Genomic DNA, 22,787 nt, shown 5'->3' on the forward strand with positions numbered 1-22,787 from the left:
CACTATTTTAAAACATATTTCATAAAGTACAATATAAAAATTTTAAAAAAGTTTAAATTTTTATAACATTTTTTTGAATTTACATCATTTTTCTTCTTATCCTCTTATTTTTTAACACTTATTTTTAAACTGGAAAAAATAGAAACCCTATGTTCTGCTCATTCATATTTAGTTGTAAGCCTTCATGCTGAGCTGAGGACCGAAGCGTTCCACATGAATAGAATCTGCCGGCGCGCCAAGCTCTGTGGTAATCAGATGCTGCATATGAGCCATAAACGCCTCGGAGCCGCATACATAATAATCTGCTTGCGGATTTACAACCAGCCGATTAATCAAGCTCTTATCAATGCGCCCTTCACAAAAAGCAATACCTTTTTTGTAATCATCATTTGTCGGTTCACTGTATATAAAAACCGGTTGTGCAAAAGAGTCTTTTGCGACCTCTTCCGTTTCTTGGCGAAAAGCATGGTGTTCGCTGTTTTTAGCTGCATGAATAAATAGAATGTGACGTTCCGGCTGCTGTTTAACTGCTGTGTGAAGCATACTCATCATCGGAGTAATCCCGACTCCCGCGCTAATCAGTACTAAAGGCTTTTCAGAGGAGTCATTTAAAACAAAGTCTCCGGCAGGCGCACTGACTTCTATTGAATCTCCCTCCTCTAATTGATCGTGCAAGTAGGTTGAAACAACACCGTCTTTTTTGACTGAAATACGATACACATTTCCATGAAAAGCGTCTGACAGGCTGTATTGGCGAATATGTGTGTATGCAGATCCAGGAATACGAACTCTGACACTGATATACTGTCCTGCTTCAAATGGTGGTAAAGACTGTCCGTCGGCCGGCTGCAGGTAAAAAGATGTAATCTCCTTGCTCTCTTCCGTCTTTTTCAAAATAAGAAAACGTTTATAATCGATCCATCCGCCCTTTTGTTCACCCGCATGCTGGTACATGTCTTTTTCAATTCCTATGAACGCATCTGCGATTACGCCATAAGCTGTTTCCCAGGCTTGCATAATGTCCGGTGTGGCTTTGTCTCCTAACACATCTTTGATCGCTTTTAATAAGTATGTTCCTACAATCGGATAGTGTTCAGGTTTTACTCCGATACTGCGGTGTTTATGGCTGATCATTTTTACTACAGGAATAATGTTTTCCAGCTGATCAATATTGGCTGCTGCTGCATAAACCGCGGCAGCTAAAGCTGTTCGTTGTGTTTTTTTCTTTTGATTGGTTTGGTTAAACATATTTAGCAACTCAGGGTGAGCTTGAAACATGAGATCATAAAAGCGTCCTGTTATTTTTTCTCCGTGCGTTTCTAATACCGGCACTGTACTTTTGATTATGTTTATTGTTTGTTTACTCAACATGATTCATCACAACCCTTTTTATAAGATGTATTACTAATACATGTTTATAATAAGGGTTATTTTGTATTAAAGATATATTTAAAATGAATGTTTAATAAAGTTGACACATTATTGTTAAATTAATGGGATTTCTGGGGTTTTAAAAGATATCATATAGTAAAAAAGAAACGCATAAAAAAGACCAGTTTTCATTAAAACTGGCCTTAAAGTCATAACTTGCTCGGTGACAATTCACTGATTTGCCAAAACCACGGCGATTTTATCTTCAACGTCTTTGCCTTTAGAGTCATCTATCAGATGATCTAAGAGAATAGAAAAAACAAGCGTTTCTCCGCTTTTTGTATCGACATAGCCTGAAAGGGTGCTGACAGTGGTTAAAGAGCCGGTTTTCGCTTTCACTTTTCCTTCTGCGGACGTGTTTTTCATGCGGTCACGCAGTGTGCCTCCCGTTAATCTGTCACTTGCGCCAGCGACAGGCAAGGCGTTTATATAAGAGGAAAACCACTTTTCATCTTGAACGGAATATAAAAGAGCAGACACTTGATTAGCGGAGACCAGATTGATGTGGGAAACACCCGATCCGTCTCTTATTACTAATTTGCTTGTATCTACATCAAATGTAGGCAGTTCTTTTTCTAGCACCTCAAGCCCTTTTTCCCAGCTTCCCTCCCCTTTTTGCACCTTCCCCATTTCTTTTACAAGGATTTCAGCGTGCCCGTTGTTGCTTAATTTCATAAAGGGGATCATCAGCTCTGATAATGGTATGGAATGGTGAGTTGTTAAGAGACGGGAATGTTTGGGGACAGCGCCTGTTTTTACTTTTCCACGCAATGTTATGCCATGTTCCGCCAGCGATTGCTTAAATAAGTCCAGCGCGTATCCGGTTGGCTCCCACACAGAGATCCATTCCCTTGTCCTTGAGGCGCCGACAGGTATCGTGCCTTCAATGGTAATCGTATTGGTTCCGTGCTTCCGCTCAATGGATATGTCTTTTTTTTCATCTGCTGATACGGTTTTAGCATGATTCTCTATATTCACATAGTCGGTTTTCGGTGATAAGGCCACCAATGGCTTTTTTCCTGATTTGCTGTCGGGATTTACCTCTACGATAACAGTGCCTGCATCGTAATCCTCGTTTGGTGATGCTGTCAGCGCGGATACTTGAGCTCCGTAATACGTATGCTCATCACTCCACGGCAGGTCGGGCGAGTAACGGATATCATCGTACCAAGTATCATCACCGATGAGGTGTCCGCGGATGACTTTTATCCCCTGTTGCTTGATTTTTTCCGCAAGCTTATCAAAATCGGATTTTAAAAGGGTGGGATCTCCCTTTCCCTTCAAATATAGATTTCCATTCAGATTTTTTCCTTTTATCGATCCGTCTGTTTGGACTTCTGTTGCGAAGCTATAATCTTCTCCTAATACAGAAAGAGCTGCAGCAGCGGTAAAAAGCTTCATATTCGAAGCGGGTCTTAAGCGGGTATCGCCAAGATGATCATAAAGAATATCGCCTGTATCAGCTGATCGGATACTGATACCTGCCAGCGCTCCATCTAAGATCGGATCATGATTCAATAAGTCATCCAGTTGTTCGGCCAGATCTCCCTTATTTTCAGCGGCAAGAGCAGCATTGCCGGTATCATGGATGTAAGGAACCAACGCAAAAATGAAGATCAACAAAATACAGACACTCAATTTAAGATTTTTTCTCGTCATTTTTCCTTCCCGCCTTTCGAATGGTTCCTTCCCACTACATAATATGGATGACAGCCATTCATTATATGATAACGGATATCTCAGTTTTCACAGTTGCTTGTTCTCCCGGCTTCAATTCTCTGATACCTGTAAGGGATGGCGGCAATTTGAGATTGGGCGCGTTGGTTACCCAAGTATACGGCTCCACACTTACAAAGCCTTGTGTGCCGTCTGCGTTGTACACAACCCAATGTTTAATATGTTCATCTCCTCGATAAACGACTTTTACGCTGGGATTTTGGTGGTAAATGACTGCTTGATTTTCTCTGCTAGAGTCAGAAGAAAGAAACACATCATCCAGCGCCTTATTTTTAAGGCTGATTCCTGCGTGTAACTGCTCTTTATCTGCAATATCCTCTACTTGTCCTGTCGGCAGAAAACGTTCATCTAATTCCCATTTTTGATCTGCCGTTAAAGAAAAGGCGGAGCTGTCTTCCGGGAAGATAAATGAGGTGTGATAGCCGAGACCCCACGGAAACGCTTCTTCCCCTTTATTGGTAATCACTGCATGCTGACGGAGTGTCGCTTCTTCAAGGATATAAGACATTCGGATGACCGCGTGGCGGGGAAATTGCTTATAAATATGAGGATGCTGAGAAATATCAATTTCAGTTTCAAGAATCACTTGATTTCCCGCTATTTTTGACGTTGTAACCTCCCATTTTTCTTTGTAAAGAAAACCATGGATATGATTATGTTTATCTTTTTCGTTTATTTCAAAATGATAGGTTTGTCCCTTGTAATCAAAAGTACCGTCACTAATCCGATTGGGCGGAAACAAAATCGGCGTTCCATATAAGATGGGATTGTCATGGAATTGTTTCTCTGATTCGGGTTCTCTTAATAAATGCATGTCTGTTTCCTTATGCACAATAGAAATGACATTGCTTCCCCATTCTGGAACGAGGATAAACTCCATGTGCTGATTCCCGGCTCTTATCGCCGGTGCGCCAAGGTATGTGGTTTCTTCAATAAAGTTTGTCATCGCCATTCAACCTCTCCCTTTTATACTGACCGTTTGTATAGAAATTCAATGTCATCAGCTATTCTCCTTTTAAAATCGCACAAATGGTTAAGAAATTTGTCATTTTCGACACTTTAATCTTGGCTATGAATAGAGTAAAGCAATCTATCATATATATAAAAGGCGTGAAATGTAAGTGCGGAAAATTTTTCTTGAAAAACTATTGTAATCTATCCGTAATTATTGTAACATTTGTAACATAAGAGTAAGACAATTTTTCTTAAGGAGAGAGAGACATTGAAAAAACTAATCCTATTTCTAATAACGGCATCATTATTTCTATCAGTCGGCACGGCATCTGCCGCAAAAAATACATCTAATGATTTAACACAAAAACAGGCATTGCAATTGGCGCTTCAGGCGCGTGAGCATTTTTGGAATACAATGAGCGGACATAACCCGAAGGCGAAAAACTCAACTTGCACGAACAAAACGTTTGAATATCAAAACCTTCAATATATTTATATGTGCAGTGAGTTCGATACAAAAGCAAAAGTCGTACATTACTTAACGCCAGTCTTTACAAAAGAAGCTGTCACAAATGGTTTAAAAGATTATCACTTTACGGTTTACAAAGGAAAATTTGCAGTTCCGATCGGTGATGGCGACAACCTTCTGAATTGGGAAAAAGCATCATCCAAGCTAGTATCTAAAAAAGGCAGCGTTCGAACATACGAATTCACAGTGCCGCTCTTGGATGGTTCCCCTGCAGTGAAACGGAAAGTGACGTATGTGAAAGAGAATAACAAATGGAAGATCAATCAGTTTGATGCAGTGATTTAGAGAAAAGCCCGCCATTTGGCGGGCTTTTTCTTTTTACTTGTCTCCTGCCTCGCTATAATAAAAATAAAATACTGTTCAGGCGAAGCACTAAATGACCGGATTTGATTCCTGTCAGCTAATACCATAAATGACAGAAAGGGGCGGCGGGAGCATGCTTGAGGAGCTGAGTAACAGCCTTGATTATATCGAAGAGAATTTACAGGAAGATATAACGATTGAAGAGATTGCGAAAGCAGCGTACACATCAAAATTCCATTACCAGCGAATGTTTTTTATGCTGACAGGATCGACCGTATTTGAATATATCAGGAGGTGCAGGCTGACATTTGCGGCCCAAGAGTTAGCCGCTTTCAAAGCAAACGTGATTGATGTCGCCTTAAAATATGGATATGATTCGCCTGGATCTTTTTCGAAAGCTTCATGGCATCAGCCCTTCCCAAGCGAGAAAAGAAGGCACTCCGCTGCCGGGGTCTGTCCAGCAAACGTGGGACAGAATTTTTTCAGAATGGTTTCCGTCTACGGGGTACGAACATGCAGAAGCACCGGAATTAGAAGCATATCCTGCGAGCGGGGACATTCATGCCTCTGTTCACCGGACAGAAATTTGGATTCCGTTGCCCGTCCCATTTCGCCTGTACATCAGATGCGTTTTTCAAGACATTGCTTGAGTCATGTAAATTTAAACCGGCAGTATGGTAAACCATCAAATTTTCAATACTTGCATTCGGGTCTAAAGATCCGGAAGCAACAACATTTGGGGCCTATTATCCTCTTTCTTTTCAGCAGCAAATGCCGAAGTAATTCCACTAAACACCAGTGACAACGAAAGAATATCGGCCATCAAAGACCTATAGATTTTCATAAAAAAATCCCTCCATTTGGTGTTTTTTCTCACAAATACCAGTTTGAAGGATTGTTTTTGTAAGCGCTACCTTTTTTTATGCTATTATTTGAAAAAGGAGTGTGAAAAATGAGAGAATTGATTATGACATTACTAATCGCTCTAATTTCTGGTGTTATTGTTTATTATGGTAGTTCCTTGAGTTTTCCACTGCTAGTCATTTGTTTGTGTATCCCAATTTATATTATTATGAAAATTAATGAGTCTATAAAAAAGAGAAACAATGAAAATTCATTACAATTTTAAAAAAGATGTAGCCCTAATAAGGCCGCATTTTTTTTGATTTAATAAAAAAACCCTTCAAATTAGAAGGGTCATTCAAAATCATGTTTGCAGTCGCGCTGCTAGTTGTATTACCTCGTTATCAGTTTTGGCTGCATCCTGATGTAGCTGAGTTGTGTTTCCTACAAAAGCAATTACACCGATTGTGATAGCGAAAGCAGAAACAGAGAAACAAATTGCTTTTTTAATATTCATACAAACAATCCCCCCGCTGTATTTGAAGTTGAGACTCCACCATTTTATCATAAAAAAATGTAGCAATTTCAAAGTCCTTCATTTGTTTGAAAAAATTTGCTGTTAAAAGTGTCAACTCTTCGACATACGAATACATATGAATATTTTCAAGCTTACTTAAAATTTCCACAAGGCTGTCTTGATTAATCGGTTCAGCATATAAAACGTATAAAAACTCGGTTAATAAGCAAAACAAATTGTCATCGTATTTTACTGCTGTTACTAAACCTTCTTTTAAAGCTTGGCCTGCCTCGGCTGTTTTCTTTTGTTTAAATAATACTATGGATAGTGAATAATATGAATGGGGCAGAGTCCTTAATTTCATTTCTTTACCTATCTCAATTGCTTGTTTCAAATACGTTTCAGCCTTTTCTTCTTGTCCCATGTAGTGATAACTTTCACCCAAATTATAAAGAGCTGAGGAAACCAGCCTTTTATGGCCGGATTCTTTCGAAAGCTTTAAGGCTTCCTCAAGATGTTCTAATCCTTTTTCGTAATGTTTAAAATCAAGGTAATTACCCACTATTACAAATAAGCTTTGAATTTTGCGGACAGTATAAAGCGGGTTTCGATCATAAATTTCTAACGCTTTTAGAATGTGATGCATAGATACGTGTGTCTGTTTCATATTATAATAAGCCTCTGCCAATTTAAAATGAAATTCAGCTTGTTCTATTTCATCAGTGACAAAATGAATCTCCATTTCTGCTTTACGATAGAAATTAATTGCTTCCACATACTGTTTCTGATCAAATTCGTACATTCCGCGAAAAAACTGTGAGTAATATTTTAAGAGACCGGTAAGTGTTTTCTGTGGTTTTTCAATCTTATCAAGTAGTTCTATGATGGTTGGCCTGTCAGTCCTGTACTTTACTTCCGGATCTAAATAATCCAACATAAGTTGATGACGAAAAGTCATGAGAGAGTAATAAATAAGTAAATATTCATCTTCTTCCATTTCTTTTATTTCATGTTCCACTTCGGCTTTTAAAATTTCCGCGTCTGGCACACTAAATTGACGAATCATCCTGTACCATTCGTTAATTTTAACGCCTACATGTGAAGACGGTAAGACTTGATCCATGCATTCCCCTCCTTCTCTTTTGTTTTTATTTTCCACTATATTCTCATTTTATGTAAACGAAAAAATACCGCAATTTTCCTAATTACCCGAAAATAACAAAAAAACCCTCCCTGACGGAAAGGCTTTATATTATAACAAGGACAAGATTTTCGCCTTTGTTTTAGGTCCATAAATACCATCTGCAGAAAGCCCGTGCATCAGCTGGTACCGTTTGACCGCGTTTGCTGTTTTCGGTCCATAAATGCCGTCTGCTGTTTATCCCGTTATAGACTGGAACCTTTTGCCCAAAAGAGGACACACTATGTAGAGCGCCCTGTTTTATCAATTTTGTTTAGTTGGATCGTTATGTTTTAGATTTAGAAACGTGATAGCTGATTTTCTGCCATTAGATTCAGTACCCAGAAGGTATGGGTCCACTCTGAAAGTTATAGTATCGGTTCCTGTAGTCTTGCCCTTTTCCCCTGGAAGCTTTGAATGGGGTAGTACAATAAACTTCATTATGAACCTTCCTTCCTTGTCAGCGGATAATTCAACACCGTCTTGAATAGAAACAGACATTGTATCATCTTTGTAAAAATCTTCAATACTGTCTAATATGTCTTTAGCAAAAAGGTCGTGCATAAAACCGTCAAATAGGTTCTGGGGAACTTTTGTGTTCTGGAGTTGTTCTTTTTTAGCAGCCTCTACTGTAATAGAGCTTAACGAAAAACATAAGATCACCATTACAATAATTTTTTTCATAGTAATCATCTCCCTTCACTTTAACATTTGCATTCCTTTATTTTTTATTACATCTGAAATATCTAACAACTTCGAAAAGGCTTCTCCCTTCATAAAAAAGAGAGCCTATTATTACTTCAGCAAAGACTCTAATTTTGCTTTTGTCTTCGGTCCGTATATGCCATCAGCAGTCAATCCGTACATAGACTGGAAACGTTTGACCGCATTTGCTGTCTTTGCTCCGTAATAGCCATCAATTCCATTGTTCTCGGCTCCTTTATCCGGGTAGAAATAAAGAGCCGCCAGCGCTTTCTGAATCTTCGTGACAGCCGCCCCTTTCATCAATGGGCTTTTCACTTTAAAGATGCCTGAAGGCAGCGTATATGATGACTTTTTGCTACTCGATGATGAACCAGAAGATCCGGAAGAACCTTTCAGTTTTAATACCTGTCCGACTTTAATCTTATTCGGATCCTTTATGCCGTTCCAACTCTGCAGGTTTGCCACGCTTACCCCTTGAGCCTTTGCAATTCCGGAAAGAGTGTCTCCTTTCTTGACTGTGTAAGTTGATCCTGACGAATTTCCTGAAGAACTAGAAGTCTTTCCGCCCAGCGCTTTCAATTCTTTTTCAATGGCAGCCTTAACATCGTCCCATCTACCCTCTGATAAAATACGGTGCGGGCAATACTTGCCATTCCAGTCCTGGTGCTTACGTACCCGATCAACACCCCAGCCTCGTTCTTTAAGTAACTGCGCCACAAACTTAATTGCTAAAGCCTCCGCCGCCTTGTATTTGGCGCCTCCTGACTTACTGTAGCAGATTTCAACGCCGATAGACTTACGGTTTCCTGGGCCGTTTGTGCCGTCTCCTGTGTGCCATGCGTTGCGATTTAACGGCAGCCCTTGGATCACTTCTTTGTCATCAACTGCAAAATGAAAACTTGTCGAACTTGTATTATTCTTCATGTAACTGATCTCATTGGCAGCTGGCGCGTCATTGGCTGTATTGTGGATGGTGATGTATTCCGCAGTCATTGCATTTGGACATTTCAGTTTGTATTTGTATTCTGAAACTAAATTTTTTCTCACTGCAATTGTCATAAAAAATCTCTCCTATTCTGTTTTTAGATTTTAAAAAAGCCGCTGTATTATTCAGCAGCTTGTTCCTCTTTTTCTGTTTTCTGATCGTTTTCACTTTCTATAACGTGCAGCCGGTCTGTGATGACGGCCGGAATTTTAACGCCAATCTGTGCAAGGTTCTCGGTAATTAACAAGCCTTCATTAGCGATATAAAAAAGAACGGTTCCAAAGGTCAGGACGCCGTTCAGATTCGTAATTGTATCGACTACGTTTGCCACAATAACGACAAGAAAGCTGAGCATTTTACGGACGTATCCGAACCACGCGCTGCGGCTGCGGAGCCTCTTGAGCTTCCATGCTTTGATAATGCCTGTGATGACATCTAAGATGCTGAGGATTAAAAGCAAGTCAAGGTATTTCGCCTCCCCGAAAAGATACGTTCTTGCAATTTCTAAGCTCTCAAAATTCATCCACACATGTATTTATTCCCTCCATTTTGTAATCACCTCCTTCGAGGCAAAATAAAAACACCTCTATGGGTGTTGGTTAGTTTTTGTGGCCAATCAAAAAGAAGCATTAGCAATGCAAAAAGCAGTAACAGATCAGCAAGGAACTCAATGGGGATTATGATCAAAACCGAAGAGTTTCTATCGGATATTATTTATTAATACTGGCCCTTACTTCGGGAATGCGATTTGCTGAAATGATGGGGTTAACACCCGAGGATTTCAACTTTGATTTAAATGAGATTTCAATCAACAAAACCTGGGATTATAAAAAAGGAACGGGTTTTGCTAAGACAAAAAATGCGTATTCAAATAGGATCATTAAAATGGACTCCAATACAATGGATTTATTCAAAAAGTTGTTTGCTGAAATGCCTGACAACATACATAATCTTGTATTTTATAGTCCGCGCAGCTCTAAAAAAGTCATTACCAACGAATTTGTCAACAAAATATTGAAAAAAACATTAACAGACTTGAAAATAGAATCAATTTCGATACATGGGTTGAGACATACACATGCTAGCGTATTGCTCTATAAGAAGATTTCAATTTATTATGTCTCAGAACGTTTAGGACATGCGAAGATAGATACCACGCTTAATTATTATTCACATGTAATTAAAGAACTCCGTGAAGAAGATACACGAAGTTTTCCAGCGGGTTCTTACACAAATAAAAAACTCACGAAAACGACAAAAACCCTTGTTACACAAGGGTTTTTCTGTTTTACAGACATTATTAACCTGCACCTATCTTATGTAAAAAACGCTCTAGGAGAGATTCGAACTCCCGACCTACAGTTTAGGAAACTGTTGCACTATCCGCTGTGCTACTAGAGCCTGAACCACTTATCTATCTTAGCGCGTAAAATGATAATTTTCAAGAACTTTGTCTTTACAACCCACCGAATACTTTATAAGCCGCTCTTGTCGTATCCTCGTCAATCCCGATATACCTCATGGTAATCGACGGAGAAGAATGGTTTAAGATCCGCTGCAGTTCAGCAATGTCTTTTGTCCGCTGATAAAAATGGTAGCCGAACGTCTTTCTGAGTGTATGTGTGCCGATTTCTTCAAGTCCGCATGCCGCTGCTGCTTCTTTTAATATTCGATAAGCCTGAATTCTCGAGATCGGCTTGTTTGTTCTGATGGATTTAAATAAATATTCATGCTCCTTCATGTCTCTTGTATAAGCATAAATCTCAGCTTTCAATGATTCTAATATGAGGATTTTCCGCTTCTTTTTTGTTTTGCTTTCCGTTGCCCATAGATGGTCTTTGTTTCTCACATCCTTTACTTTAAGCGGCAAAATGTCAGAAATCCTGAGCGCGCTGTTGATGCCGAAAATAAACAAAAAATGATCACGTTTGTTTTTTCGAATTAAATAGTTTTTTATTTCTTGGATTTTTTCTAAATTTCGTATGGGTTGAACGATATGCATCTTGCTTCTCCTTTAAAATTGCAGTCATTATGATTTCTCGGACAAATTGCCCTCAAAATCCTCCTTTTTGGCTTATGTAACGTTTTGAGTCTATTGTTACTAGTATAATAGAAAACCCTTGATTAATAAAGCTTAAACCTCTTTATGTAACATAATATACATAGTGTTACATAAAGGGTAAAAAACCTTAAAATGATCATCAATCTCATAAAAAGCATTTAACGGCTCGATATGCTGTTTTTCCTCTAGCGAGACTTATAGTATTCAAATGAACGAAAAAATTGATTACAGGTCATTCTGAGGTCTCGTCAACTTTGATATTTTTATAAAAATATGTAAAAAAAGACACAATATGAAATTGTGTCTTTTTAATCTTCATCCTTTACATCAATATCTTCTGGAATCGGTTCATTTAATATTTCCTGTATCAGTTCTTTGTATGTTTCCAGCTGTTCCAAATGGGTGTTAAATTGTTCTTTGTTAATTAAGTACTGCTGCCCGTCATGGACGGCGCGAATTTTATTCGCCATCACTAGATTCTCGATATACGCTTCAGGAAGATTAGTAAACTCTGCTGTTTCTTTAATCGTTAAATACATGACCCAACTTCCTTTCAGACTCATATTCTCCGGCCATTCTGAGCCTTTAAAAGAATGGCTTGCTTTTTACTTGCTGACTGCTCCGTATCCTCAGATTTTATAATGCATGATGAAATAAATCAATAGAATGAATTTAATGGCTTTCTTAAATATAACAGTCTTGTTTCATTGAGCTATCCGTCTTGAGACAAATGACTAGTCTCATCTAATCAAATATACACATAAATACTCTCTATAAATATTCAGAATATTTCGTTTGTCACTTGTAAAACCATCATAATTTCCTTACGCTATAGATGTAAGATATTAACTTTAGGAGGGAGAATATGAAAAAAACGTGGAACCTCTGTTTAACCGTCCTGCTAAGTGTCATGTTGGCCGCCGGAATTGCGCCTTTTCAGGCAGAGGCGAAAAAGCCGCCAAAAAACTATGATGAGTATACTCAGGTAGATGTCGGGAAAGACGGCATGGTCGCAACCGCCCATCCCCTTGCGTCCGAAATCGGGGCTGAAGTCTTGAAAAAAGGCGGAAACGCCATTGACGCCTCAGTTGCCATTCAATTTGCATTGAATGTGGTTGAACCTATGATGTCCGGCATTGGCGGAGGCGGATTCATGATGGTCTATGACGGCAAGACAAAAGACACTACGATCATTAATAGCCGTGAACGTGCTCCAGCCGGCGCCACTCCTGATATGTTTCTTGATGAAAACGGAAAAGCGATCCCATTTTCTGAAAGAGTAACAAAAGGAACAGCCGTTGGTGTACCTGGGACATTGAAAAGTCTTGAGAAGGCTCTCGATATGTGGGGAACGCGTTCGATGAGGCAATTAATCGCTCCTTCTATTAAACTCGCAGCAAAAGGATTTCCTATTGATTCTGTCTTAGCAGAAGCTATTTCAGACTATCAAGACAAATTATCCCGCACCGCAGCCAAAGATGTTTTCCTTCCGAATGGCGAGCCGTTAAAAGAAGGTGACAAACTAGTTCAGAAAGATCTTGCGAAAACCTTTAAATTAATTTGGCTTAAAGGCACAGATGCCTTTTATGACGGAAAATTCGCCAGAACCCTGTCAAACACGGTGCAAGATTTTGGCGGATCAATGACTGAAGAAGATTTAGAAAACTATGATGTGACGATCGATAAGCCAATGTGGGGAGAATACCAAGGCTATCAAATCGCCACTACGCCTCCTCCGAGTTCAGGCGGTGTATTCTTACTGCAAATGCTGAACATTTTGGATGATTTTAACCTTTCACAATACGATATCCGCTCATGGGAAAAATATCAACTGCTGGCAGAAACGATGCATCTGTCTTACGCAGATCGTGCGGCTTATGCAGGTGATCCCGAATTCGTAAATGTTCCTCTCAAAGGTTTGCTCCACCCCGACTACATTAAAGAACGCCAAAACTTAATCAGTTTAGATAAAGTGAATAAAAAGCCTGTAGCCGGTGATCCTTGGGTTTACGAAGAAGGTTCAGCAAATTATAAGCAGGTTGAACAGCCGAAAGATAAAATAGAAGGCGAAACCACCCATTTTACCGTGGCGGATCGCTGGGGCAATGTCGTTTCCTATACGACAACAATTGAACAGCTATTCGGAAGCGGTATCATGGTTCCGGGATATGGTGTCGTTTTAAACAATGAATTAACCGATTTTGACGCAGTCCCAGGCGGGGCGAATGAAGTTCAGCCGAATAAACGGCCGTTGAGCAGCATGACCCCAACCATTTTATTTAAGGATGATAAGCCTGTGTTAACTGTAGGTTCACCAGGCGGCGCAACCATTATTTCCTCCGTTCTCCAAACCATCCTTTACAACATCGAGTACGGGATGGAACTGAAGGCAGCCGTTGAGGAGCCGAGAATCTATACCAACAATATCAACTCTTATCGGTATGAAGATGATGTTCCTGAAGACGTGATCAGCAAGTTAAATGGCATGGGGCATAAATTCGGCAAAAGCCCTGTGAAAATCGGAAACGTACAAAGCATCTTTATCGACCATGAAAACGGAACTTTTAAAGGAGTCGCCGATTCAAGCAGAAATGGAGCGGCGATTGGTGTTAATTTAAAGCACAAGCGATGATCTGATAACCGAACAACATCAACAAGCCGTTTTTTATCACAAAATCGGCTTGTTTTCTATTATTATTTTATTGATTGATCAAATTCTCCGATTCAAAAATTCATTCTTCTTTACTCCAATCAAAGCGGACTATGCGGCATTTTTTTCAAATCGTCAATTAATTTTCGAAAAGCGCAAGTCGCAAAAAGGTCCTTCCTGTAAATAAATGATACATTCATTTCACGGTATGGCTCAGGCAATGTATGAACGTATAAATTCTCTTTATTTCTTAAATGGCTAAGGGTTGATTTCGGCAGTAATGATATCCCTAATCCGGCGGAGACGCCGCCTAAAATTGCCTCTAATGTTCCGAATTCCATCATTTTATGTTGAAAAATACCTTCTTCGTTTAGCAATCTCTCCACTCTTGCCCGGTGAGAGCAGCCGGCCCCAAAAAACAGCAAGGGCCTTTGCAGTAATTCATTCAACGTGCTTTCTTCTGTTTCTGAAATTAATATTAACTCCTCATCAAAAGCAGCAATTTGCTTAAGATCCGGATGTTCAACGGGTCCGTATACAAAGGCGCCGTCCAGTTCATAATGGAGAACTTTTTGCACCAGGGTGTGAGTATCCCCTGTGATCAGTGACAAATCAACCTCAGGAAACCGGCTATGATAGGCCGCCAAAAGCTTTGGAAGATGAATCGCGGCTGTGGTTTCCAGTGAGCCGAGCCGCAGAGGCCCTTTTGGATACTCTGTCAGCTGTGCCGATTTTTCAGCTTCCTTTAATAAGTGCAGTATGTTGTTTGCATAAGCCAATACATTTTCTCCTGATGCTGTTAAGATCATTCCCCGATTCGTTCTATAAAAGAGTTTGGTGTTTAGGTGAGATTCCAGCTTATGAATTCGATTTGTTACGTTGGACTGTACATAGTTTAAGGCATCCGCCGCCTTGGTGATGCTTTTTTCCCTGGCAACAGCCTGAAAAATTTTCAAATCTCCGCTTTCCACTTAAATCAGCCTTCCTGATATTATTTATATTGATCGCGTCTATCACTTTTGTTCATTTTACTTGATGTAAACAGGTGTGTAAAATATGTAAATACAAAAGAGATCTCATCATTTAGGGGGAGAATGAAATGAAAGCGATTATTCATGATGGAAAAAGCGGCATTGAGGGACTGAAATATAAGGACGTGCCTAGTAAAACACCGGCGTACGGCGAAGTATTGGTGAAAATAAAAACAGCAGGATTAAACCACCGTGACTTATTTTTAATGAAAGACAGAACTGAAAATGATCCAGCTTTCATTCTTGGTTCTGATGGTGCAGGCATAATTGAAGCAGCAGGAGAAGGTGTAAAGGGCCTTTCTGCCAATACAGAAGTCATTATCAATCCAACGATGAATTGGAAATCAGCTGATAACCTCCCGGAGGTTCCAGATATTTTAGGAGGACCTTCTGACGGCACATTTTCTGAATATGTAATCATACCTGCAGAAAATGCAGTGAAAAAACCAGCCTATCTGTCATGGGAAGAAGCGGGCGTTCTGCCATTATCAGCTTTGACAGCCTATAGGGCACTTTTTACAAAAGGCAAGTTAAAAAAAGGTGAACACATCATTATACCGGGAATCGGAGGCGGTGTGGCGACTTTCGCTTTATTAATGGCAAAAGCTGCGGGAGCGAAAGTAAGCGTCACCTCCCGCAGTGAAGATAAAAGGAAAACAGCTTTAACAATCGGAGCCGACTTCGCCTTTGACAGTTACGGCGATTGGAAGAAAAGCCTGAATAGCGAAAAGGCTGATATCGTTCTGGACAGTATAGGTCCCGCGGTATTCTCTAACTATTTTGAAGTCCTGAAGCCTAACGGCCGGATTGTAAGCTTTGGGGCAAGTTCAGGAGATACAATTGACATCCCGCTGCGGTCCCTTTTCTTTCCGCAGATCAGCATACTGGGTACTTCAATGGGCAGCAGTGAAGAATTTACTCGCATGGTTCATTTTATGGAGCAGCATTCGCTTCGGCCTATTATTGATCAAATGTATCCTTTGCAGGAAGCTGCTGCTGCATTCAGCCGAATGAAACACGGGGGCCAATTTGGGAACATCGGACTTTCCGTGATTTGAAAAATTTATTTTCTTACGACACGGCGTTTTAATAAATTTAGACACCAAGCCTTCCTTGGCATTTTTTCTTACTGGGGTACCGTCACGAAAATGCGGATTTACAACGCTAAGCCCATTTTCAAGACGATTCCCTCTGTCTTTAACAACGTTAAGAAAGTTTTAGTGGTCTTAAAAAATGTAATGATACCAATTTCTCCGAATTAAAATGGTATTCTCCTAGTAAATTAATATGTTCCCAGCCTAAAGGTGACATATGATGCTATGCAACTGCTTTTGTTAGATGTAGAGTATTCCAAATAAATCATCCGCTTTCACTAAAGCATCTTCATATAAACGCCGTTAAAGCTTAGACGGATCTAGTAACTTCCACGGAGCGAATTGATAAATCCTTATTTATATTAGATTCTATTTCTAGCGAAACATTACATCGAAGAATTTGGGATTGCAATAAATAAAGATTAAAAATCTATACATAAGCCAAATTCCTTAACATACAGGGATTTGGCTATATTTATGTTGAAATTCACTTCCGAAAAGTTGGCGGTATCCCATTTTAGAATTTCTTTAACATTGTAAATCCGCACTTTCCTGACGCTCCCCCTTACTCACAGATTTGAAATGTATGAAACCTGAATAATTTAACACAAATAAAAAAATTCAGGAACCGGCTAAATCAAAACCGGTTCCTGAATCATATATAAAAACCCCTTTATTTACGGTAATACTGAACTCCCCATCAAATAACGGTCAACTTCGCGCGCCACTTCACGGCCTTCGTTAATTGCCCATACAATTAAACTTTGGCCCCTTCTGGCATCCCCTGCAGCGAAAACGCCGTCAATATTTGTTTTATAATCCCCATATGCTGCGTTAATTTTATGATTTGTTGAATCTACGCCAAACTGTTTTAACAGCGGCTGTTCTGTGCCTTCAAAACCGATGGCGATAAAGACAAGCTGAGCGGGCCATACTTTTTCCGTTCCAGGCAGTTCGTGGAATTCGTATTTTCCGTGCTCATTTTTTACTTTTTCCATTTGAATGGTATGAAGCTCTTTTAAACGTCCGTTTTTATCAGCGACGATTTTTTTGGTTTGAATCGAGTATTCTCTCGGATCTCTTCCAAATTTGGCTTCTGCTTCTTCATACGCATATTCAAGTGTAAAGACGTGGGGCTGTTCAGGCCACATGTTGTCGCTCGTGCGTGCTGCCGGAAGCTTAGGGTGTTTACCGAATTGATACACACTCCGCGCTTTTTGGCGCAATGCCGTTGCCACACAGTCAGAACCTGTATCTCCCCCGCCGATGACAATAACATCTTTCCCTTTTGCGTCAATGAACCGTTTGTCTTTAAAATTAGAATCTAAATAACTTTTTGTAGCAAGCGTTAAGTAATCCATCGCTAAGTGGACACCTTTAGATTCCCTGCCTTCCATTAATAGATCACGCTGTTTTTGAGCCCCCGTACAAAGAATGACAGCGTCAAATTGCTCTTTCAATTCATCAGCCGTGATATCCACGCCGATTTCGGTATTTGTGATAAAGTCGATTCCCTCTTGTGTCAGCAGTTTGATGCGGCGTTCTACAATTCCTTTTTCAAGTTTCATATTCGGAATCCCGTATGTTAAGAGGCCGCCTGCCCTGTCTGCGCGTTCAAAGACAGTGACGGAATGCCCGGCTTGGTTCAGCTGGTCGGCGCTGGCAAGACCGGCCGGACCCGAACCTACAACAGCAATTTTCTTGCCTGTGCGTTTTTTTGGTATTCTCGGTGTAATCCAGCCGTTTTCAAACCCTTTGTCAATAATGGTCCGTTCAATATTTTTAATTGAAACGGCCGGGTCAGAAATCGCTACTGTACAAGATCCTTCACAAGGAGCGGGGCAAACCCGCCCTGTGAATTCCGGAAAGTTATTCGTTTTAACGAGACGTTCCAAAGCTTCCTTCCATCTGCCCCGATAAACAAGGTCATTCCATTCGGGAATCAAATTGTATATCGGGCACCCTGATGTAAATCCGTTAATGTCCGCACCGATTTGGCAAAACGGTGTACCGCAATCCATACACCGCGCCCCCTGCCGTTTCGATGCTTCCTCTGAAAAAGGAGCCGAATATTCTTTCCAATCTTTTAAGCGAGTGAGAGGGTCCCGCTCAGCTGGTTTTTCTCGTTTGATTTCCATAAATCCAGTTGGTTTCCCCATGTTCCTCTCCCCTTTCTTACTGTGCTACTGCTTGTTTTTGATCTGCAGATGCTTTCGCTTTTGCCGCCGGCTTCGTGTTGGCTTCAAAAGCATACATAATAGCCTCTTCTTCTGATAAGCCCGCCGCTTTTTGTTCTTCGATGCTGAGGAGCATTTGTCTATAATTTTTCGGAATGACCTTCACAAACTTCTTAACGGTTTCTTCCCATTGAATAAGGAGATTTGCCGCTTTTGGACTGTCTGTGTATGCCGCGTGTTTTTCAATCATTGCCTTGACGTCTTGAATTTCTTGCTCATCCTCTAATGCTTCGAATGAGATCATTTCAAGATTACATTTGCGTTTAAACGCTTTTGGATCATCCGTTAAGACGTAGGCGATACCGCCGGACATCCCGGCCGCAAAGTTTTTGCCTACATCTCCAATTACGACAACCCGGCCTCCGGTCATGTATTCACACCCGTGATCCCCGATCCCTTCAACAACAACGTTCACTCCGCTGTTCCGAACGGCAAAGCGTTCTCCGGCACGCCCGCTGATATACGCTTCTCCGCTTGTCGCGCCGTAAAATGCCACGTTGCCGATAATGACATGATCGTGTGAGGAGCAATTGAACGTCTCAGGCGCTTTGACGATAATTTTCCCGCCAGAAAGCCCTTTTCCGACATAGTCATTTGAATCTCCAGTCAAATAAAGTGACATGCCTTTCGGAACAAACGCGCCGAAGCTTTGGCCGGCCGATCCTGTGAAACGGAGCTTAATGGTGTCATCCGGAAGGCCTTCTGCACCATAGCGTTTTGATATTTCGCTTCCCGTTACGGTTCCTGCCACACGATTTGTATTATTAATCTCTACATCGACATCTGCTTCTTTTCCTGATTCAATTGCTTCTTTTACAGCTGGAAGAATCGTCGTGATATCAAGGGATTGATCAATTTTATGGTTTTGCGGTGTTCGGAATGTGCGCACACCCTCTGGCTGATACAGAAGTGTGGACAGATCAAGCTGGCTTGCTTTCCAATGAGCCTTCGCCCGTTCGCTGATTTGCAGCACATCCGTCCGGCCGATCATTTCATCAAATGTTTTGAAGCCTAAAGCTGCCATAAATTCACGGACTTCTTCAGCAATAAACAGCATGTAGTTCACAATATGGTCAGGGTCGCCCATGAATTTTTTACGCAGCTCCGGATTTTGGGTCGCCACGCCGACCGGACATGTATCTAAATGGCAAGCGCGCATCATGACGCAGCCGAGAACAACTAGCGGAGCTGTCGCAAATCCGAATTCTTCCGCTCCGAGTAATGCTGCCATTACCACATCACGGCCCGTCATCAGTTTCCCGTCTGTCTCTAATACGACGCGTTCGCGCAAACCGTTTAACATCAATGTTTGGTGTGCTTCGGCAAGCCCGAGCTCCCATGGAAGACCAGTATGCTTAATGCTTGTTTTCGGTGAAGCGCCAGTGCCTCCGTCGTAACCGCTGACCACGATAACATCCGCGGTTCCTTTTGCAACGCCGGCAGCAATCGTTCCGACTCCCGCTTTTGAAACCAATTTGACACTGATTCTGGCTGCACGATTCGCATTTTTCAAATCATGAATCAGTTGTGCCAAATCCTCAATCGAATAAATATCATGGTGAGGCGGTGGTGAAATTAGTCCGACTCCCGGCGTTGATCCGCGAACGTCCGCAACCCAAGGGTATACTTTGTTGCCCGGAAGCTGTCCGCCTTCTCCCGGTTTCGCGCCTTGCGCCATTTTTATTTGCAGCTCATCTGCATTAACAAGATAATGGCTCTTCACACCAAAACGGCCGGATGCAATTTGTTTTATTGCACTTCTTCTGTCATCACCGTTTTCATCAGGGGTGAACCGTCTTGGATCTTCTCCGCCTTCTCCGCTGTTGCTCTTTCCGCCAAGGCGGTTCATCGCAATCGCCAATGCCTCGTGTGCTTCCTTACTTAATGAGCCAAATGACATCGCTCCGGTTTTAAAACGTTTTACAATAGATTCAGCCGATTCTACCTCTTCAACTCTGAGAGGTTTCCGGCCATCATGGAAGGAGAACAAGTTGCGTAAAAATCCGATTCGTTCTTCATCAGCCGCTTTAGAGTACTGCTTAAATAAATTGTAATCATTATTGCGGCAAGCCCATTGCAAGGTATGAATGGTTTTCGGATTGAATGCGTGATGCTCTCCGCCGTTTCTCCATTGGAAATCACTTCCGGAATCAAGCGTTTGGGTGTAATCATCATGGTAGGCGTCTTGATGGCGGCGTTTGGCTTCTTCCGCAATCGTATTCAGGTCAATTCCGCCAAGCTGTGATGCCGTACCGGTGAAGAAACGGTCGATGACATCGCTGCTGATTCCTACAGCTTCAAAGATTTGGGCGCCTCTGTAACTTTGCACAGTGGAAATACCCATTTTAGACATCACCTTTACGACGCCTTCTGTAATGCTTTTTCCATACTTGCTGACAGCCTCTTCATATCCGATATTCAGCCGGCCTTCATCAATTTCTTGTTTATAGGTTGCATAAGCTAGGTATGGGTTGATGGCGTCTGCTCCATATCCGATTAATGATGCGAAATGGTGAACTTCACGCGCTTCACCGGATTCAACGATGATACTGACTTTTGTGCGTTTTCCTTGCCGGATTAAGTGTTGATGCAATGCACTTACTGCAAGAAGCGGCGGTATTGGAGTCAGGTTTTGATTCATCGCTTTATCGGACAAAATCAATAGGCTCACACCTTGGTTAATGGCTTTCTCAGCTTGTGCAAACATATCCTCAAGGCCGCGCTCCAAATCTTCATCGAACAAGACATTGATTTTTTGGCTTTTAAAATCAGGATGAACGATTGTTTTCAGCGCATAAAATTGCTCATTTGATAAAACTGGTGTGTATAGCTTAATACGGCGCGCGTTTCTTTCATTTGGGTGAAGCAGGTCTCCTTCCGCCCCGAGCCAAGTCATCGTGGATGTCACAAGCTGCTCGCGAATTGCATCAATCGGCGGATTCGTTACCTGGGCAAACAGCTGTTTAAAGTATTGGAACAATGATTGCGCGCGGTCAGATAAGACGGCAAGCGGCACGTCATTCCCCATGGAGCCTAGCGGGTCTTTGCCTTCCGTAATCACCGGAATTAAATATTTTTGAATATCCTCATACGTATAACCGAAGGCTTTTTGACGGATTAAAAGGTCTTTAAACTGCTCTTCTTCCCTTGTCTCAGGGTCCGGGTTCACTTGGACAAGCTCTTCCTCAAGCCATTTCTGGTATGGGTATTCATTTGCAATTTCAGATTTTACTTCTTCATCTGAAATGATGCGCCCTTCTTCAAGGTCAATCAAAAGCATTTTTCCAGGTTCCAGACGATCTTTAAACAGCACATTTTCCTGCTCTACCTCAATGACGCCGACTTCAGATGAGAAAATGATATGATCATCCTTTGTCACGTAATAGCGTGCCGGACGAAGACCATTACGGTCCAAAATGGCGCCGATCTGTCTGCCGTCAGTAAACGAAATGGCAGTCGGCCCGTCCCATGGTTCCATCAGTGAACTGTGATATTCATAAAATGCTCTTTTTTCTTTAGACATGTGTGTGTTTTCTGTCCATGGCTCAGGAATCAGCATCATCGCTGTGTGCGCCGGCTTTCTTCCTGCCATGACAAAGAATTCAAACGCATTATCGAGAATAGATGAGTCACTGCCGTCTGCATTCAAGATTGGTAGGATCTTTTCGAGATCGTCGCCAAAACTTTCAGATACAAATTGCTGTTCACGCGCTCTCATCCAGTTGATATTGCCGCGCAGTGTGTTAATTTCTCCGTTGTGGATCAAATATCGGTTTGGATGCGCTCTTTCCCAAGTCGGAAATGTATTGGTGCTGAATCGAGAATGGACAAGTGAAAAAGCTGAAACAAAGGATTCATCCTGCAAATCAATATAAAAAGCGTCAACCTGCTCAGGTGTTAACAGCCCTTTGTAAACAATGGTTTGGCTAGACAAGCTTGCAAAATAGAAATCGAGTTCCTCTTTGACTCCCCAATTTTCAGCCTGTTTGCGAATGACATACAATTTACGTTCGAAGGCAAGATTGTCTTTCACCTCTGAACCTGCCCCGATAAATACTTGCCGGATGAACGGACAGGTACTTTGTGCCACTGTTCCGATTTTTCCGACATTTACAGGTACAGTTCTCCAGCCAAGAACGGTTTGCCCTTCCTGTTTAATATATTGATTGATTTGTTTTTCGATTTTTTCTCTTTCTTCTGCTTTATTTGAGAAAAAGACCATTCCTACCCCGTAACGTCCTTTTTCCGGCAGCTCCATCTCTCCGCACTCTTTTTTAAAAAAAGCATCAGGGATTTGAACCATTAAGCCTGCACCGTCTCCGGTATCCGGATCGCTGCCTTGACCTCCTCTATGGTCTAGCTGGCAAAGCATCTTAAGCCCTTGTTTGACGATGTCATGTGTCGGATGGCCTTTCAAGTGTGCATATAGGCCGATTCCGCACGCATCATGTTCAAATTCTGGACGGTAGAGACCTTGAGCTTTCGGCATGTGATTGTAAGTCATAATTCCTCTCCCCCGATCAATTTCC

17 protein-coding genes, 1 tRNA gene and 3 pseudogenes are annotated in these 22,787 nt (G+C 41.4%); 6 read left to right on the forward strand and 15 right to left on the reverse strand.

The features are described from left to right. Nucleotides 1-168: 168 nt before the first annotated feature. From hmpA to AAHT65_RS17035, 3 genes are all read right to left on the reverse strand, one after another. Nucleotides 169-1,371: an NO-inducible flavohemoprotein gene (hmpA, locus tag AAHT65_RS17025; RefSeq protein ID WP_343310552.1), complete on the reverse strand. Its 1,203-nt coding sequence runs from the start codon at nt 1,369-1,371 to the stop codon at nt 169-171. Between the two features lie 231 nt (nt 1,372-1,602). Further along, on the reverse strand, nt 1,603-3,090 hold the full coding sequence (gene dacB, locus AAHT65_RS17030; RefSeq protein WP_343310553.1) for a D-alanyl-D-alanine carboxypeptidase/D-alanyl-D-alanine endopeptidase: 1,488 nt from the start codon (nt 3,088-3,090) through the stop codon (nt 1,603-1,605). A 61-nt stretch (nt 3,091-3,151) separates the two neighbouring features. Continuing rightward, the gene (locus AAHT65_RS17035; RefSeq protein WP_343311555.1) at nt 3,152-4,114 is read right to left on the reverse strand and encodes an aldose 1-epimerase; all 963 of its coding nucleotides are present in this window, start codon (nt 4,112-4,114) and stop codon (nt 3,152-3,154) included. 276 nt (nt 4,115-4,390) lie between these two features. Between AAHT65_RS17035 and AAHT65_RS17040 the strand changes: the two genes are divergently transcribed. The 3 genes and pseudogenes from AAHT65_RS17040 to AAHT65_RS21700 all read left to right on the forward strand — a co-directional run bounded on the left by AAHT65_RS17040 (nt 4,391) and on the right by AAHT65_RS21700 (nt 5,604). Further along, nucleotides 4,391-4,936 carry an IseA DL-endopeptidase inhibitor family protein gene (locus AAHT65_RS17040; RefSeq protein WP_010788852.1) on the forward strand — a complete coding sequence of 182 codons (546 nt, stop codon included), beginning with the start codon at nt 4,391-4,393 and terminating at the stop codon, nt 4,934-4,936. Between the two features lie 274 nt (nt 4,937-5,210). Next, nucleotides 5,211-5,294: pseudogene (locus AAHT65_RS21695) on the forward strand (helix-turn-helix domain-containing protein); the annotation flags it as partial. Nucleotides 5,295-5,319: 25 nt separating this feature from the next. Beyond that, on the forward strand, nt 5,320-5,604 hold the full coding sequence (locus tag AAHT65_RS21700) for a GyrI-like domain-containing protein (RefSeq protein WP_425524830.1): 285 nt from the start codon (nt 5,320-5,322) through the stop codon (nt 5,602-5,604). Between the two features lie 557 nt (nt 5,605-6,161). Here AAHT65_RS21700 and AAHT65_RS17050 read toward each other — a convergent pair. From AAHT65_RS17050 to AAHT65_RS17075, 6 genes and pseudogenes are all read right to left on the reverse strand, one after another. Further along, nucleotides 6,162-6,314, reverse strand: coding sequence for a hypothetical protein (locus AAHT65_RS17050; RefSeq protein ID WP_181279812.1), 153 nt, complete (start codon nt 6,312-6,314; stop codon nt 6,162-6,164). After that, nucleotides 6,304-7,437, reverse strand: coding sequence for a Rap family tetratricopeptide repeat protein (locus tag AAHT65_RS17055; RefSeq protein WP_343310554.1), 1,134 nt, complete (start codon nt 7,435-7,437; stop codon nt 6,304-6,306). The genes AAHT65_RS17050 and AAHT65_RS17055 overlap by 11 nt, the downstream gene beginning before the upstream one ends. 129 nt (nt 7,438-7,566) lie before the next feature. Beyond that, nucleotides 7,567-7,686, reverse strand: a pseudogene (locus AAHT65_RS17060) (peptidoglycan-binding domain-containing protein); the annotation flags it as partial. Nucleotides 7,687-7,758: 72 nt separating this feature from the next. Next, nucleotides 7,759-8,178 carry a hypothetical protein gene (locus AAHT65_RS17065; protein ID WP_343310555.1) on the reverse strand — a complete coding sequence of 140 codons (420 nt, stop codon included), beginning with the start codon at nt 8,176-8,178 and terminating at the stop codon, nt 7,759-7,761. Nucleotides 8,179-8,289: 111 nt separating this feature from the next. Beyond that, complete coding sequence (locus AAHT65_RS17070) at nt 8,290-9,258, reverse strand: N-acetylmuramoyl-L-alanine amidase (RefSeq protein ID WP_343310556.1); 969 nt, start codon at nt 9,256-9,258, stop codon at nt 8,290-8,292. Nucleotides 9,259-9,305: 47 nt separating this feature from the next. After that, nucleotides 9,306-9,707: a phage holin family protein gene (locus AAHT65_RS17075; protein ID WP_343311556.1), complete on the reverse strand. Its 402-nt coding sequence runs from the start codon at nt 9,705-9,707 to the stop codon at nt 9,306-9,308. A 200-nt stretch (nt 9,708-9,907) separates the two neighbouring features. Here AAHT65_RS17075 and AAHT65_RS17080 point away from each other — a divergent pair. Further along, nucleotides 9,908-10,354: pseudogene (locus AAHT65_RS17080) on the forward strand (site-specific integrase); the annotation flags it as partial. Nucleotides 10,355-10,512: 158 nt separating this feature from the next. On the opposite strand, the gene AAHT65_RS17085 reads toward AAHT65_RS17080, so the two are convergent. The 3 genes from AAHT65_RS17085 to AAHT65_RS17095 all read right to left on the reverse strand — a co-directional run bounded on the left by AAHT65_RS17085 (nt 10,513) and on the right by AAHT65_RS17095 (nt 11,785). Beyond that, nucleotides 10,513-10,585 (reverse strand) — tRNA-Arg (locus AAHT65_RS17085). 55 nt (nt 10,586-10,640) lie between these two features. After that, a complete protein-coding gene (locus AAHT65_RS17090; protein ID WP_003326013.1) occupies nt 10,641-11,186 on the reverse strand; it encodes a site-specific integrase in 546 nt (181 codons plus the stop codon). A gap of 368 nt (nt 11,187-11,554) precedes the next feature. Then, the gene (locus AAHT65_RS17095; protein WP_003326012.1) at nt 11,555-11,785 is read right to left on the reverse strand and encodes an excisionase family DNA-binding protein; all 231 of its coding nucleotides are present in this window, start codon (nt 11,783-11,785) and stop codon (nt 11,555-11,557) included. Between the two features lie 326 nt (nt 11,786-12,111). Here AAHT65_RS17095 and ggt point away from each other — a divergent pair, with 326 nt between their 5' ends. Next, nucleotides 12,112-13,878, forward strand: a complete 1,767-nt coding sequence (gene ggt, locus AAHT65_RS17100) for a gamma-glutamyltransferase (RefSeq protein ID WP_343310557.1) — start codon at nt 12,112-12,114, stop codon at nt 13,876-13,878. Between the two features lie 119 nt (nt 13,879-13,997). Here ggt and AAHT65_RS17105 read toward each other — a convergent pair whose 3' ends face one another. Then, the gene (locus tag AAHT65_RS17105; RefSeq protein WP_343310558.1) at nt 13,998-14,867 is read right to left on the reverse strand and encodes a LysR family transcriptional regulator; all 870 of its coding nucleotides are present in this window, start codon (nt 14,865-14,867) and stop codon (nt 13,998-14,000) included. A 128-nt stretch (nt 14,868-14,995) separates the two neighbouring features. Between AAHT65_RS17105 and AAHT65_RS17110 the strand changes: the two genes are divergently transcribed. Continuing rightward, on the forward strand, nt 14,996-15,985 hold the full coding sequence (locus AAHT65_RS17110; protein WP_094232152.1) for a zinc-binding dehydrogenase: 990 nt from the start codon (nt 14,996-14,998) through the stop codon (nt 15,983-15,985). 713 nt (nt 15,986-16,698) lie between these two features. Here AAHT65_RS17110 and gltD read toward each other — a convergent pair. Both gltD and gltB read right to left on the reverse strand, forming a co-directional pair. Next, nucleotides 16,699-18,180: a glutamate synthase small subunit gene (gene gltD, locus AAHT65_RS17115; RefSeq protein ID WP_343310559.1), complete on the reverse strand. Its 1,482-nt coding sequence runs from the start codon at nt 18,178-18,180 to the stop codon at nt 16,699-16,701. Between the two features lie 16 nt (nt 18,181-18,196). Then, nucleotides 18,197-22,762, reverse strand: coding sequence for a glutamate synthase large subunit (gene gltB, locus AAHT65_RS17120; RefSeq protein ID WP_343310560.1), 4,566 nt, complete (start codon nt 22,760-22,762; stop codon nt 18,197-18,199). Nucleotides 22,763-22,787: the final 25 nt, after the last annotated feature.

Origin of the sequence: Bacillus atrophaeus (genome assembly GCF_039519175.1) — a bacterium.
GTDB classification, from domain to species: Bacteria; Bacillota; Bacilli; order Bacillales; family Bacillaceae; genus Bacillus; species Bacillus atrophaeus.

What these genes read in the sequence shown, in the direction of transcription:
- AAHT65_RS17070 (WP_343310556.1), bottom strand. Translation starts at nt 9,258, where the DNA reads ATGACAATTGCAGTGAGAAAAAATTTAGTTTCAGAATACAAATACAAA.
- gltD (WP_343310559.1), bottom strand. Translation starts at nt 18,180, where the DNA reads ATGGGGAAACCAACTGGATTTATGGAAATCAAACGAGAAAAACCAGCT.
- AAHT65_RS17095 (WP_003326012.1), bottom strand. Translation starts at nt 11,785, where the DNA reads ATGTATTTAACGATTAAAGAAACAGCAGAGTTTACTAATCTTCCTGAA.
- AAHT65_RS17075 (WP_343311556.1), bottom strand. Translation starts at nt 9,707, where the DNA reads ATGAATTTTGAGAGCTTAGAAATTGCAAGAACGTATCTTTTCGGGGAG.
- AAHT65_RS17110 (WP_094232152.1), top strand. Translation starts at nt 14,996, where the DNA reads ATGAAAGCGATTATTCATGATGGAAAAAGCGGCATTGAGGGACTGAAA.
- dacB (WP_343310553.1), bottom strand. Translation starts at nt 3,090, where the DNA reads ATGACGAGAAAAAATCTTAAATTGAGTGTCTGTATTTTGTTGATCTTC.
- AAHT65_RS17050 (WP_181279812.1), bottom strand. Translation starts at nt 6,314, where the DNA reads ATGAATATTAAAAAAGCAATTTGTTTCTCTGTTTCTGCTTTCGCTATC.
- AAHT65_RS17055 (WP_343310554.1), bottom strand. Translation starts at nt 7,437, where the DNA reads ATGGATCAAGTCTTACCGTCTTCACATGTAGGCGTTAAAATTAACGAA.
- AAHT65_RS17035 (WP_343311555.1), bottom strand. Translation starts at nt 4,114, where the DNA reads ATGACAAACTTTATTGAAGAAACCACATACCTTGGCGCACCGGCGATA.
- AAHT65_RS17090 (WP_003326013.1), bottom strand. Translation starts at nt 11,186, where the DNA reads ATGCATATCGTTCAACCCATACGAAATTTAGAAAAAATCCAAGAAATA.
- AAHT65_RS21700 (WP_425524830.1), top strand. Translation starts at nt 5,320, where the DNA reads ATGGATATGATTCGCCTGGATCTTTTTCGAAAGCTTCATGGCATCAGC.
- gltB (WP_343310560.1), bottom strand. Translation starts at nt 22,762, where the DNA reads ATGACTTACAATCACATGCCGAAAGCTCAAGGTCTCTACCGTCCAGAA.
- ggt (WP_343310557.1), top strand. Translation starts at nt 12,112, where the DNA reads ATGAAAAAAACGTGGAACCTCTGTTTAACCGTCCTGCTAAGTGTCATG.
- AAHT65_RS17065 (WP_343310555.1), bottom strand. Translation starts at nt 8,178, where the DNA reads ATGAAAAAAATTATTGTAATGGTGATCTTATGTTTTTCGTTAAGCTCT.
- hmpA (WP_343310552.1), bottom strand. Translation starts at nt 1,371, where the DNA reads ATGTTGAGTAAACAAACAATAAACATAATCAAAAGTACAGTGCCGGTA.